This is a genomic window from Coprothermobacter sp. (assembly GCA_013824685.1).
GTDB lineage: Bacteria > Caldisericota > Caldisericia > Cryosericales > Cryosericaceae > Cryosericum.
Window position 1 is genome coordinate 1 of the sequence record PNOG01000018.1, and the last position, 12,859, is coordinate 12,859.

The following is a 12,859-nucleotide window of genomic DNA, read 5'->3' on the forward strand; positions in this document are numbered from 1 at the left end:
CCGTTGGAGGTGTACCCGGAGTTCAGCAGGATGGGGACCGTGGGGTCCAGGGCCCGGATGGCTTTCACGATCTCATCTATCGTCATGCCCGGCATGGTCATGTCCAGCAGGATGAGCCCGATGCCCACAGGGTGCTCCCGCAGGACGTTCAGGGCCGACGCCCCGTCCGGTGCTGTCAGGACCGTATACCCCTTCCTGCTCAGGAGAGTCTGCGCGACCGCGCAGACGATTGGCTCGTCCTCGACTACCAGGACCGTTCCGCTGCATACGTTCACAGAGAGGGGACTGGGAGTGACGGACTGCATGGGTTCTTCCAGGCATCGAGGGAGGTAGATATCGAAGGTCGCTCCGACACCTTCCGTGGATACTACCGTGATCCACCCTCCGGCTTGCTTCACGGCACCGTAGACAATGGAAAGCCCCAGCCCCGTGCCGGACCCCACCGGCTTGGTTGTATGGAAGGGCTCGAAGAGGTGCTCCAGGATTGCCGGCGGAATCCCCGGACCGGTGTCCGTGACGCTGAGATGGACGAACTCCCCCGTGCGCACAAACGGATGGGTCTGGAGGTATTCTTCTCCCACAACCTCGTTCCTGGCACGGATGGTCAGTGTCCCCTTGCCATTCATAGCGTCGCGTGCGTTCACCGCAAGGTTGAGCAGGATCTGCGTCATCTGCGACTGGTCCAGCAGAACGTTCCACGCTGTCTGCTCGTAGTCGCGGACGATCTCGATGGTGGCCGGCAGCGACTGCTTCAGCAGCGTCAGGGCCGCGTCCAGCGCGGCCGTGATATTCATGGGCATTGGCAGGGCCATGGCACTGCGGCTGAAGGTCAGCAGTCCTTTGGTGAGATCGGCTGCCTGACGGGCAGCGGTCTCGGCTGCATTCAGGTATTCCAGCAACGGATCCGCAGCAAGCAGACCAGCGCGCATCAGGGCGATGTTGCCCAGGATGCCAGTCAGCAGGTTGTTGAAGTCATGTGCCACCCCTCCTGCCAGCTGGCCGATGGCATCCATCTTCTGGGACTGGACCAGCTGCGCTTGGATCGCCTCCTTCTCAGCCTCCGCCTGCTTGCGCTCGGTGATTTCCACCCGCAGGTCCTCATTGGCCTGCTGCAACTCCTCAGTCCGCTCCGCCACACGCTGTTCCAGTTCATCGTGCGCCTGTCTCAGCGCGCCTTCTGCCTGTATCCTGACAATGGACAAGTAGGTGATGACCCCGGCAACGAGGGTGAAGAATAGCACCCGGATGACAGCGCCCTGGAGAACGACCGGATCCCGTGAGAAGATGAGCATCAAGAAAAAATAGCTACACGCCAGGATCACCGAGAATACAAACCCCCTCTTTACGTAATACACGCATGCGAGGATGATGGGCAAATAGAACAGGTTCTGGAAGATGGTAAGCCAGCCGGAGACGAGTGAAATGACGCTGATCACAAGGATGACAAGGGTCAGGAGGGCAATGAGGAGAAAGGGAAGCCTTCTGTTCTTTGGCGTAAGGACCGGGGGCAGTATCGTCATGGTTTGCTCCCACATACGTCATCTCTGTCAGGGTTTATCCGACACGCTCCTGTCGGCACCGTGATCTCGAGCTGTGTCCCCTTGCCCGACTCGCCGTTCTCTGTGTTGGTGATGTCGTCGGGAAAGGTGTTGAGAATGGATCGATACCGCTCCTCGCTCTCCCGCAACGTCTCTTCCGCCTGCTTCTGCACTATGGAATCCTCGCCTGAACGGAGTTCCCTGTCAGTCATGGTCCCCCCTCTTGCCTGTTTCCATGCTACGTCTGACCATACCAGCGGCATGCCACACTGCCGGCGACTGTCTTCTGTGTGTTGTTTCCGTTTGCAGCTCCTGAACCCTCCTTGACTTCGTCGAATCGCAGTTTTCTTGCCCCACGCACGAAAAGTGGGCAATGCGCACGATCCTGCTCTCAGGATAGTCGTGGCGCAAAACGGGTCAAGTGATCCGCCAGGGGTTGTGCGTCTTCAGACCAGAACGTGGCACTGGACTTCCGTCTGCTCTCGTTCACGATGATCAGGTCAGGGGGCATCTGGGGGCACTGTGACCTGTCCATGTTGATTCATCAGCACGTTCCTGTTGACAGGAAGGCCGTCAGGAAGTAACCTTATAGAAGTTGTCGAGGGCCGGTCCTGGGCGGTTGCCCTGAGAGCGGCCATTGTCATATGTGGAGGTTGACATGGAACGTGTGCTAAGCAACGAACTGTCCTCTCACGCAGGTGAACGCATCATGATGGCGGGCTGGATGCACCGCATTCGCAGGCTGGGAAGCGGTATGGTATTTGTCCACCTGCGCGATCGCTCTGGCATCTGTCAGATCGTCGTTGAGGCTCCCGAGGCAGTGGCTTCCATCGACGGATTGCTTGTCGAGAGCGTCATCCAGGTCGAGGGCACGGTGGTTGCAGAGCCACAGGCCGCCGGTGGATACGAAGTGCACGACCCTTCCTTCACCGTGCTGTCTCCTGTCACCGAAGCGTTGCCGTTTCCGATCAACAAGCCGGTCATCAATGCGCATCTGGATACGTTCCTCGACAATGCCATGGTCGGTCTCAGGGCGCCTTCCAAACAGGCCATCTTCAAACTGAGCGCCGCAGTCGCCCACGGATTCCGGGAGGTCCTCGACGGTAAGGGTTTCACCGAAGTGGCGACACCCAAGATCATCGGCTCAGCTTCTGAGTCAGGCGCCAACGTTTTCGCGATCGAGTACTTCGGGAAGCAGGCCTATCTGGCACAGAGCCCCCAGTTCTACAAGCAGATGATGGTCGGTGTCTTCGAACGCGTGTACGAGGTGGCCCCTGTCTTCAGGGCCGAGCCCCATCAGACCATCCGTCACCTCAACGAGTACGTCAGCATGGACGCCGAGATGGGGTTCATTAAGGACCATACGACGGTCATGGCCCTTCTCACCGAAGTCATCAGGGGGATCCTCTCCTATCTCACGACGCACTGCACCGGGGAGCTGGAGCTTCTCAAGGTCGCAATGCCGCTGGCGCCCGAGACCTTTCCGCACGTCTACTTCCCGGACGCACAGCAGTGGATCTTCGAACATCAGGGCGAGGATTGCCGCGGAGAGCCGGATCTTGCCCCTCAGCACGAGAAGTGGCTGGGCGAGTGGGCAAAGGAGACGTTCCAGTCCGATTTCCTGTTCGTTACCGGGTACCCGATGGTGAAGCGCCCCTTCTACACGGCGCCGAACCGGGACGACCCCAAGTACTCCAACTCATTCGACCTTCTGTTCCGGGGGACCGAGCTCGTCACGGGTGGGCAGCGTCTCAACAAGTTTGACGACTATGCCAGGGCTCTGGAATCTCGTGGCATGACCCAGGATGCTGTGGCCGCCTACCTGCAGACATTCCGCTTCGGCATGCCGCCGCACGGTGGATTTGCCATCGGGCTGGAGCGGTTTATCATGCAGCTGACAGGTCTGACGAACCTGCGCGAGGCCGCCCTGTTCCCACGCGACATGGAGAGGCTGCAGCCCTGATCCTTGAAATGTGAACACCGTTGGGGTCAGGCACCTTAGGCATTCACAATTGGAGTGACCGATGAGAGAATACGATTTTCATAGCATCGAACCGAAGTGGCAAGACCTCTGGGAGGCCGAGAAGGCCTATCGGACGGAAGAGAACTCGGTCAAGCCAAAGCTCTTCTGTCTGGATTACTTCCCGTATCCATCAGGAGACGGCCTGCATGTCGGCCATTGCCGCAACTATATCCCCACCGACGTCATCAGTCGCTTCTACCGCATGAAGGGCTTCAATGTCCTGCACCCCATGGGCTGGGACGCATTCGGGCTCCCCGCTGAGAACGAGGCTATCAGGCTGAAGAAAAATCCGCGCGAGATCACCATTAAGAACACGACCAACTTCAAGAGGCAGCTCAAACTCATCGGGACCTCGTACGACTGGGAGCGAGAGATCAACTCATCCGATCCCGAATACTATCGGTGGACTCAGTGGTTCTTCCTGCTTCTGTACAAGCGGGGCCTTGCCTATGAGAAGGAGTCGGAGCAGTGGTGGTGCTCGAGCTGCAAGACTGTCCTGGCTAATGAGCAGGCAAAGGATGGCAAGTGCTGGCGCTGCGGGACCCCCGTGGAGAAGAAGAAGCTGAAACAGTGGTTCTTCAGGATAACCGACTACGCCGATCGTCTGGCCGACGACCTTGATACCGTGGACTGGCCCGAGCGCATTAAGATCATGCAGCGCAACTGGATCGGCAAGTCCGTTGGTGCCGAGGTCGTCTTCGACATCGTGTCGGCCGGCGATGGTTCGAAGCATCCGGTAACGGTCTTCACGACTCGTCTGGACACCATCATGGGCGCTACGTTCCTCGTGCTGGCCCCTGAACATCCTCTGATCCATGAGATCGTTGCGAGCGGACAGCATGCCGAGGTCGATGCATATATCGCTGCCAGCAAGACCAAGACGGAGATCGACCGCATGTCGACAGACAGGGAGAAAACGGGTGTCTTCACGGGAGCCTACACGGTCAACCCGTTCTCGGGCGAGAAGGTCCCGGTCTGGATTGCCGACTATGTGCTCATGGGCTATGGCACGGGCGCCATCATGGCTGTACCTGCTCATGACAGCCGTGACTTTGCGTTTGCCACCAGATGTGGTATCCAGATCCGTCAGGTCATCGGATGGCCGGGCATCGCATATGAGGCAACGTCGTGGAATGATGCATACTCCGAGCACGGAACGCTGGTTCGTTCTGGGCGCTTCGACGGTCTGACAACGGAGGCTGCTTTCGCGGCAATGGTCGAAGAGGGTGAAGCAAAGGGGTTTGCAACGGCGCAGACCAACTACCACATGCGTGACTGGCTTATCAGCCGCCAACGCTACTGGGGAGCTCCGATCCCGATGGTACACTGTCCAACATGCGGGGCGGTCCCGGTTCCCGAGAGTCAGCTGCCAGTCGTGTTACCGGATGTCCAGGGATATGAACCAAGCGGCACGGGCGAGTCGCCTCTGGCCGGCGTCAAGGAATGGGTCGAAACGACGTGCCCTGTGTGCGGGGGACCAGCCAGGCGCGAGACGGATACCATGGACGGCTTCGCCTGTTCCTCTTGGTATGAGCTGCGGTACACCAGCCCTCACAACGACAAGGCGCCCTTCGACAGGGCGACCATCGACTACTGGCTTCCTGTCGACCTGTACGTGGGTGGCGCGGAGCATGCGGTCATGCATCTGCTGTATGCCCGGTTCTGGACCAAGGTCATGTACGACGAAGGTCTCGTGGGCTTCACAGAGCCCTTCGCTCGCCTCATGAACCAGGGAATGCTGCTTTCCTACGACGGGCAGAAGATGAGCAAGAGCAAGCATAACGTCATTACTCCCGACGAGGTTGTCGAGCAGTATGGTGCCGACACCTTGCGCTTGTATGAACTGTTCATGGCGCCGTTTGAGCAGGAGGTCGCCTGGTCCAAGGAAGGTATCTCAGGCGCGCACCGCTTCATGAAGCGTCTGTGGGAGCTCGCACAGCGGAGCATCGACGTACCACGGGGGAACCTGGCGGACGTTGCGGTTCCGAAGCTCGATCTGCAGATCAACAAGTTGATCAGAAAGATCACCGAGGACATCGAGAAGTTCAAGTTCAACACCGCGGTGGCCGCGTTCATGGAGTACTTCAACTTCCTGTCCGAGACCGTGAGGAACGACGAGACGGTTCTGGCGACGGCTGAGTGGCAGACCGCGATGCGGCAGCTGCTTGTCGTCCTGGCCCCTTTCGCTCCCCACACGACAGAGGAACTATGGCAGGAGTACGGGTGCGAAGGGAGCATTCACAAACAGCCCTGGCCTGCCTGGGACGAGAGCAAGCTTGTCGAGAGCGAAGTTGAGGTTGCCGTGCAGGTTAATGGCAAGGTGAGGGGCTCGATGCTCGTCCCTTCGGACTCGACCGACGAGGAACTGGGAAGCCTGGCCCTCGCTCAGGATTACGTTGTCAAGTACACGGCCGGACACATTGTCAAGCGTGTCGTTGCAATCAAGGGAAAAGTCGTTAATATTGTAGTTCAGTGACTCTCGATCAGGAGGAAGTTGAATGGCAAATCCAAAGAAGAAAATTACCCACAGCAGGAAGGGCAATAGATACAGCAAAGTCAAGATGCGCTTCAGGAACAACCATAGCCCCCTTGTCCACTGCGGCCACTGCAACAAGCTTATCCGTACACACCATATCTGCCGGTATTGCGGCTATTACGATGGCAAGCTCGTGGTCAAGCAGGAAGAGAAGAAGGAAAAGCCTGCCGCCTAGCGTATGAAGGTTGCAGTCGATGCCATGGGGGGCGATTATGCCCCCCATGAGATTATCAAGGGTGCCGTAGAAGCTGCCCGTGCGTTTGGTGTCACGGTTGTCTTCGTGGGCGACGAGGTCGCTATCAATAGTGAGCTGTCCCAGTATCGTCAGGGTCAGCTCTTTTCGTACGAAGTGGTCCCGACGACCCAGGTCATCACGTTTCACGACCACCCATCCGAAGTACTGAGGACGCGCAAGGACTCGTCGCTGTATCGGGCCATCCAGCTCGTTGCCGAGAAGAAGTGCGATGCGATCGTCTCCGCCGGCAGTACCGGGGCACAGATGGCAATCTCCCTCTTTGTCCTCGGCCGCATTCGCGGCGTCCTTCGCCCGGGGCTGACTACTGCTGTACCGTCCGCGACGGGCGAGCCGTTCTACTTCATCGATGTTGGAGCAGTGGCTGACTGTGTTCCAGAGAACATCCTGCAGTTTGCGCGCATGGGCCAGGTTTACTGTCGCCTCGCTACGGGCAAGGAGACGCCGACGGTTGGCCTCCTCAACATCGGCGAGGAAGCCGAGAAGGGGTCCCGCCAGATGATCGAGGCGCACAAGCTTCTGGCCGCAAAGACTCCTGGGTTCATTGGCAACGTCGAACCGAAAGAAGCTTTTCGACATGCCGCGGATGTCGTGGTCAGCGATGGATTCACCGGCAACATCTTCATCAAGACCATGGAGAGTACGGCAGAAACGCTGTTTGGCATGATGAAGTCGGCGCTCGGCAGCTCTATCAAGGGCAAGCTCGGTGGCGCGCTGGCTCACAGCAATCTGCGACTCGTCAAGGAGAAACTCGACTACAGCCAGTACGGCGGGGTACCGCTGCTGGGAGTCAAGGGCATCAGCATCGTCTGTCATGGGAGGTCCGACGCCACGGCCATCTATCACGCCATCCGTGTCGCCAGGAATGTCAGCGACGAAGGCCTTGTGACGAAGCTGGAGGCACTCTGGAAATGACAGACAGCATACGCCCGACTCGCAGGACCGCCATTCATCGGATCGTCGTTCCGAAGGACGATTTCACCGGTGCCCTCGTGATGGAGCGGACCGAGGAATTCAACAAGACACTCCCCGTATCGTTCAAGAATCTCCGCTATCTGGTCGTCGCTCTCACGCATAGCTCATTCGCCAGCGAGCACCACAGCTACACGTCGAACGAGAAGCTTGAATTCGTGGGCGACGGTGTCGTGAACTTCATCGTTGCCAAGTTGTTGTTCCTCGAGTTTCCGGACGCCCAAGAGGGCGATCTCTCTAAGATGCGCGCCGCACTGGTCAAAGAGCAGGGCATCTATGAGCGCGCGCTGGAACTGGGGCTCGACAGGTATCTGTTGCTGGGCAAGGGCGAAGACAAGCTGCGCGACGAGCGCAAGCCGGCGATTCTCGCGGACGGCTTTGAGGCTCTGGTCGCTGCCATATACTTTGACAGCGGCATGCACGCGGCCGAGAAGTTTGTCAGCATCGTGTTTCACAAGGCAATCGCCGAGCTGCGCAACGGAGCGGTCCTGGATCACAAGACAGCCCTGCAGGAAGAGACGCAGCGGAGCGTCCGCCTGCTGCCGTCGTATGATACGGAGGTCGCGCGGGGCGAAGACGGATCGGACGTGTTCACGTCACTGGTGTATATCGGCAACGTCCTGTACGGCGAAGGCCGCGGGTCATCCAAGAAGAAGGCCGAAGAGGACGCCGCTCGTGCGGCCCTTGATGCTTTTGTCTCGGAGCACCCTCATCGAGGGGAGTCTGGTCAGTGAGCTTCCTTTCGCGCGTCAAGCAGCTCTTTGGTGGGGACAAGCCGGTGCAGGAGGAATATCCAGTCGAGGTGCTTGACAGCGGAGCCGAGCCACAGGAGTCGATGTCGTCCGCTGCACCACAGACCGTGCGCCAACAGGCCGGAAGCGCTCGCCACGAGGCAGCAGATTTCGATGCTCTGGAGGAGCTTCTGATCGACGCCGGCATCGACGTCGACACGACAATGGCGATCCTGCAGGAAGTACGAAAGGGCGGACTGCTGGGCCGTCCCACCGCAGAACAGGTCATCGAGCGTATCCGTGGCAAGCTGAGTTCCGTGTTTGATCTGGACAGTACGCTGCACACGACGGGCTCACCTGCCGTCATCCTCGTTACGGGGGTCAACGGCGTGGGCAAGACTTCTTCGATCGCCAAGCTGGCAAACATGCTCAAGCAGGAGAACCGCTCGGTCCTGCTGATTGCGGCCGATACCTTTCGCGCCGGGGCGGTCGACCAGCTTGCTATCCTTGCTGATCGCGTCGGCGTCCCAGTGATGCGTTCGGTAGAGGGACAGGACCCGTCCAGTGTCGTGTTCAACGGACTTCAGAAAGCTGTAGCGGGCGGCGTGGACGTCGTGGTGATCGACACGGCAGGTCGGCTTGAGAACAAGAAGAACCTTACGTTCGAGCTGCAGAAGGTTGTGCGCGTCATTGAAACGAAGTTGGGTCTGCCATTGTCAGAGACACTGCTGGTCATCGACGCGACGACCGGCGAGAATGCTCTCATGCAAGCCCGCGCCTTCCGTCAGGCGATCCCGATCTCGGGCATCATCCTGACCAAGATCGACTCCGGCGCGAAAGGCGGCAGTATCGTGAGCATTGCGCGTGAATTGCGTATTCCAATCAAGCTGGTCTGCAATGGTGAAACACTTATGAGCATAAAACCATTTGACAAAGACGATATAGTGAACATGATATTGCTGTCAGAGTAAGCATCAATAGCAGTGAGAACGTACCTATTCCGCTACATGCAGATAAGGAGCTGAACTATGCAGAGCAAGCCGAAGGAAAAGGTGTCCATCACTCCTGGTCACGAGAAGAAGATCAAGCGCAAGGAAGAGATCGGCGAGTTGCTTGAGTTCTACTCGGGGCTGCTCACCAAGAAGGAGCTCGGCGTTCTGGAGCTGTACATCCAGCCGAGCTGCTCCGGCGCCGAGGTCGCCCGCAAATTGCGGATCTCACGGCAGGCCGTCCATGACCACATCCGTCGCTCACTTGGACGCATGAGGCGCTGCGAGAGCAAGTTGGAGCTTATCTCAAACTACAAGAAGAACGTTGTGATGTTCCGGAAGATCATGGCCAAACTCGATCAGTGCTGCGCACAGTCACACAACACAGAAGGTGAACAGACCCTTGGGGAGTTGAAGACCCTGTTCGAGAAGCTGATCAACCGTAACAGCCACGAGCTGTAGGTATCCCGAGTGTTCGAATCTGTAAAGAAAGCGCTTGGTGGGGTCTTCGATGGGCTGCGCCGCAAGGGTCTGCTGTCACAGGGAGACATTGATGCTGCGCTAGCCGAGGTCAAGCTGGGTCTGCTCGGCGCCGACGTCGACTATCGAGTTGTCAAGTCGTTCATCACTCAGACGCGTGAGGCATGCCTGGACGAGAAGGTCCTCAAGAGTATCACGCCCGGTGACCAGGTGGTCAAGGTTCTCTACGAACAGCTGACGCAGGCGCTTGGAGGACAGGGCGGCAAAGGCATCGCCATCACACATATCCCATATCGGGTCATGCTTGTGGGTCTCCAGGGGTCTGGCAAGACGACGACGCTGGGCAAGCTGGCACTTCTCCTCAAGAAGGAAGGTCACTACCCTCTTCTCATTCCCGGAGACTACGGCCGGCCGGCAGCCTACCAGCAACTACAGAAGCTGGCAGCTGACGCGGGGGTCGAGTTCTACGGGGAACATGCCGAGAGTCTGGCGGATCTCATCCGCGGTGCTGATCGGTTTGCCCGGGAGAAGTCCCTGGATGTTCAACTGCTGGACACGCAAGGACGCCACGACTTCGACACAGAGCTCATGGATGAACTGCAGACGGTTACTGCGCTGTACCACCCTGACGAGACCCTGATCGTGCTCGATTCGATGATCGGATCAAAGGCCATTCCGCTTTCGCAGAGCTTTGACAAGGTTGCCCCACTTACTGGGGCGATCTTCACGAAGTTCGATTCACCCGCACAGGGTGGCGCGGTCTTGTCCTTCAAAGAGGCCATTGGCAAGCCAATCAGGTATATCGGCGTCGGAGAGCATCTGCAGGACCTCGATTACTTCATACCGGAGAGGCATGCGGCGCGCATCGTCGGCTACGGCGATATCGAGGGACTGCTCAAGCGGTACGATGACGCCGAGTCCAGGGCAAAGGCAGCAGGCGTCGCCAAGAGAGTCCAAACGGGGAAGTTCGACCTTTACGACCTCCGCGATCAGCTGGTTGAAATAGCTCAAGTTGGTGGTATAAATAAGATGCTTGAGAGTCTTCCCGCCAACATGGTTCCGAAGGGGGCTGTTGCCGACGAAGGCGTTTCAAAGAGATTCACGGCCATCATTGACTCCATGACCGACAGCGAAAGACGCAGTCCTGCCATCCTGAACGCGTCCCGTAAGCGTCGTGTTGCTCGCGGCGCAGGCGTGGATGTCAGTGACATCAACAGAATGCTCAAGCAGTTCGAGTTGTTCAGCCGCATGGCGAAGATGGCTAGCAACAGGCACGCCGGGGGCTTTGGCTTGCCCGGATTCTAATACTCGCAGGTACGCAACAGGAGGAAACATGGTAAGCATCAAGCTCGCAAGGACTGGAACCAAGCATCAGGCGCACTATCGTTTTGTCGTGCTGGACCGTAAGAAACCGACCAACGGCGCGGTCATCGAGACACTCGGATACTATGACCCCAAACCCAAGGAGCCGAAGATCGAGGTCAGCGAAGAGCGTGTCGCTTATTGGCTCGGACTTGGCGCCCAGCCAACTGATTCCGTGCGCAACCTCCTCAAGCACAACGGTATCTGGCAAAGATTCGTTGCTAGCAAGGCCGCGAAGTAAGCCGGCTCTGCGCGCATCAGGAGATTCCCGATGAAGCAGTTGGTCGAGACGATCGTCAAAGCTCTGGTGGATAGCCCCGAAGAAGTGGTTATCACTGAGATCGCTGGAGAGCAGACCATGACTTATGAGATCAAGGTCGGCCAGAAGGACACCGGCAAAGTCATCGGAAAAATGGGTCGCACGGCTCAGGCAATTCGCACCATCGTCAGAGCGGCTTCTGCCAAGTCCGGTAAGAGCGCCACAGTCCAAATCGACAGCATGAACGACGAACAGGCCGAGGGTGGTCTGAAAGAGGAGCAGTAGAATCGATGGCTACCAGCGTTTGGATGAAACAGAATGTTCTCATCAAGACGGTCGTGACCCAGCAGTTCAAGGACAGCTATCTCAAGGAGCTGGACGGAGCGTATACTGGGGCGAAACAGAACCTTGAGAGACTGAAGTCCTCACTCTCGCAGGTTATCCTTCGTGGCGGCGTGGGCGGTCAGTACGACGATCTCGTCAAGGCGCAGTTGCAGGAGGAGAAGGCAAAGCAGGAGCAAATGGCTATGGATCTCGAGGCCAAGAAGGCCGAGGTATCCAAACTGGAGCTTGGCTCTGTCTACGTTCAGGGCGCCCTTGAAGGGACTGTTGAAGTCAAGATGGGGGACAATCTGTTCCAGAAGATCAGCTCCACCTCGGTCCTCATTCAGGACGGCGTCATCCTGTCTATCGACTAGCAATTCACTGCATTGTACGGTTCAGGGCAGAGCGGCAACGCTTTGCCCTTTTTGCATGTCCACTCGGCTTGACATGCTCGCGCGATATGTGGTATAGTCTGAAAACATGTGAAGTACGCGAAGAAACTGGTCGCATTCGGGTTCAGGAGTGGACTGCCGGCTAGGAGGTGGTCTACTGACGGGCGGAACCGGGGCGCCTGGAACGCATCCGGCGAGCTGCCGAAAGGAGTAACGATGGCATCCAAGAAGTTGCTCGGTATGCTGAACGACGCGATTGCCGGCGAACTGCAGGTTGCGGTCCAATATATGTGGCAGCATGTGCAGTGGAAGGGCATGAAGCACTTCGCGGTCAAGGATGAGTTCCAGAAGATCGGCATCGAGGAGATGAAACACGCCGAGGCAATTGCCGAACGGCTCTTCTACCTCGGAGGGACGCCGACGACGAAGCCTGACCCCATTACTGTTGGATCATCACTCAAGGAGATGCTGACCGCAGACATGAAGGCCGAGGAGAAGACGATCAAGATGTACAAAGAGGTCATTGCCCTGGCCACCAAGGAAGGAGACCTCACGACAGCACACATTTTCACCGAGATCCTGGGGGACGAGGAAGGGCACCACGACACCTTCCAAGGCTTGCTGGAAGAAGTCTGACCGTTCAACCACAGCACGTGACACAAGGCGCCGGGCTTCCCGGCGCCTTTTTGCGTTGTCGGAACAGTCAGGTCGTCAACTCTCCAGAAAAGTATGCGTAGTTGCCACGCCTTTTGAGCAAGGCGCCTGTCCCCTGTTACATGGTCTGTCATTCCCGCGAAGGCGGGAATCCAGTCCCGCCCCGGTGGCCAGCATGTTACAACAACTACGTCTGTCCCCTGTTACACGTCTGGTTGCACAGACTGCGATGCCGTATGGAATCGCATTTGGAGGGCGTTTGCGATCGGTGGCACGGGGGTATTGACAAAGCATCGGGTTCATGAATACTGCATCTAGTGAGAGGTGATTCAGGTTTTGGGTTTGG

The 12,859-nt window shown here is 57.9% G+C and carries 14 protein-coding genes; 12 read left to right on the forward strand and 2 right to left on the reverse strand.

From position 1 onward, the window contains the following. Together C0398_05425 and C0398_05430 are read right to left on the reverse strand one after the other, a co-directional pair. Positions 1–1,520: hypothetical protein (locus tag C0398_05425; protein ID MBA4365432.1), on the reverse strand; the 1,520-nt coding region annotated here is incomplete at its 3' end. After that, positions 1,517–1,750 carry a hypothetical protein gene (locus tag C0398_05430; GenBank protein ID MBA4365433.1) on the reverse strand — a complete coding sequence of 78 codons (234 nt, stop codon included), beginning with the start codon at positions 1,748–1,750 and terminating at the stop codon, positions 1,517–1,519. The genes C0398_05430 and C0398_05425, both read right to left, overlap by 4 nt. Positions 1,751–2,196: 446 nt before the next feature. On the opposite strand from C0398_05430, the gene C0398_05435 reads away from it, so the two are divergent. The 12 genes from C0398_05435 (at position 2,197) to C0398_05490 (ending at position 12,495) form a co-directional block, all read left to right on the forward strand. Next, entirely contained in the window at positions 2,197–3,501 is a 1,305-nt protein-coding gene (locus C0398_05435) for an aspartate--tRNA(Asn) ligase (protein MBA4365434.1), read from the forward strand. A 61-nt stretch (positions 3,502–3,562) separates the two neighbouring features. Continuing rightward, a complete protein-coding gene (locus tag C0398_05440) occupies positions 3,563–6,037 on the forward strand; it encodes a leucine--tRNA ligase (protein ID MBA4365435.1) in 2,475 nt (824 codons plus the stop codon). Positions 6,038–6,059: 22 nt separating this feature from the next. Further along, complete coding sequence (locus tag C0398_05445; protein MBA4365436.1) at positions 6,060–6,272, forward strand: 50S ribosomal protein L32; 213 nt, start codon at positions 6,060–6,062, stop codon at positions 6,270–6,272. A 3-nt stretch (positions 6,273–6,275) separates the two neighbouring features. Beyond that, positions 6,276–7,265, forward strand: a complete 990-nt coding sequence (locus C0398_05450; protein MBA4365437.1) for a phosphate acyltransferase PlsX — start codon at positions 6,276–6,278, stop codon at positions 7,263–7,265. Beyond that, entirely contained in the window at positions 7,262–8,056 is a 795-nt protein-coding gene (gene rnc / locus C0398_05455) for a ribonuclease III (GenBank protein MBA4365438.1), read from the forward strand. The genes C0398_05450 and rnc overlap by 4 nt, the downstream gene beginning before the upstream one ends. Continuing rightward, positions 8,053–9,024: a signal recognition particle-docking protein FtsY gene (locus C0398_05460; GenBank protein MBA4365439.1), complete on the forward strand. Its 972-nt coding sequence runs from the start codon at positions 8,053–8,055 to the stop codon at positions 9,022–9,024. Before rnc ends, C0398_05460 begins: the two co-directional genes overlap by 4 nt. A 57-nt stretch (positions 9,025–9,081) precedes the next feature. Then, the gene (locus C0398_05465; protein MBA4365440.1) at positions 9,082–9,504 is read left to right on the forward strand and encodes a hypothetical protein; all 423 of its coding nucleotides are present in this window, start codon (positions 9,082–9,084) and stop codon (positions 9,502–9,504) included. 9 nt (positions 9,505–9,513) lie between these two features. After that, complete coding sequence (locus C0398_05470) at positions 9,514–10,827, forward strand: signal recognition particle protein (GenBank protein MBA4365441.1); 1,314 nt, start codon at positions 9,514–9,516, stop codon at positions 10,825–10,827. 28 nt (positions 10,828–10,855) lie between these two features. Next, on the forward strand, positions 10,856–11,125 hold the full coding sequence (rpsP, locus tag C0398_05475) for a 30S ribosomal protein S16 (GenBank protein ID MBA4365442.1): 270 nt from the start codon (positions 10,856–10,858) through the stop codon (positions 11,123–11,125). Between the two features lie 30 nt (positions 11,126–11,155). Continuing rightward, positions 11,156–11,428 carry an RNA-binding protein gene (locus C0398_05480; protein ID MBA4365443.1) on the forward strand — a complete coding sequence of 91 codons (273 nt, stop codon included), beginning with the start codon at positions 11,156–11,158 and terminating at the stop codon, positions 11,426–11,428. Between the two features lie 5 nt (positions 11,429–11,433). Next, positions 11,434–11,841 carry a hypothetical protein gene (locus tag C0398_05485; GenBank protein MBA4365444.1) on the forward strand — a complete coding sequence of 136 codons (408 nt, stop codon included), beginning with the start codon at positions 11,434–11,436 and terminating at the stop codon, positions 11,839–11,841. 234 nt (positions 11,842–12,075) lie between these two features. Then, positions 12,076–12,495, forward strand: a complete 420-nt coding sequence (locus tag C0398_05490) for a ferritin (GenBank protein ID MBA4365445.1) — start codon at positions 12,076–12,078, stop codon at positions 12,493–12,495. Positions 12,496–12,859 lie beyond the last annotated feature (364 nt).

What these genes read in the sequence shown, in the direction of transcription:
- C0398_05430 (MBA4365433.1), bottom strand. Translation starts at nt 1,750, where the DNA reads ATGACTGACAGGGAACTCCGTTCAGGCGAGGATTCCATAGTGCAGAAG.
- C0398_05435 (MBA4365434.1), top strand. Translation starts at nt 2,197, where the DNA reads ATGGAACGTGTGCTAAGCAACGAACTGTCCTCTCACGCAGGTGAACGC.
- C0398_05440 (MBA4365435.1), top strand. Translation starts at nt 3,563, where the DNA reads ATGAGAGAATACGATTTTCATAGCATCGAACCGAAGTGGCAAGACCTC.
- C0398_05445 (MBA4365436.1), top strand. Translation starts at nt 6,060, where the DNA reads ATGGCAAATCCAAAGAAGAAAATTACCCACAGCAGGAAGGGCAATAGA.
- C0398_05450 (MBA4365437.1), top strand. Translation starts at nt 6,276, where the DNA reads ATGAAGGTTGCAGTCGATGCCATGGGGGGCGATTATGCCCCCCATGAG.
- rnc (MBA4365438.1), top strand. Translation starts at nt 7,262, where the DNA reads ATGACAGACAGCATACGCCCGACTCGCAGGACCGCCATTCATCGGATC.
- C0398_05465 (MBA4365440.1), top strand. Translation starts at nt 9,082, where the DNA reads ATGCAGAGCAAGCCGAAGGAAAAGGTGTCCATCACTCCTGGTCACGAG.
- rpsP (MBA4365442.1), top strand. Translation starts at nt 10,856, where the DNA reads ATGGTAAGCATCAAGCTCGCAAGGACTGGAACCAAGCATCAGGCGCAC.
- C0398_05480 (MBA4365443.1), top strand. Translation starts at nt 11,156, where the DNA reads ATGAAGCAGTTGGTCGAGACGATCGTCAAAGCTCTGGTGGATAGCCCC.
- C0398_05485 (MBA4365444.1), top strand. Translation starts at nt 11,434, where the DNA reads ATGGCTACCAGCGTTTGGATGAAACAGAATGTTCTCATCAAGACGGTC.
- C0398_05490 (MBA4365445.1), top strand. Translation starts at nt 12,076, where the DNA reads ATGGCATCCAAGAAGTTGCTCGGTATGCTGAACGACGCGATTGCCGGC.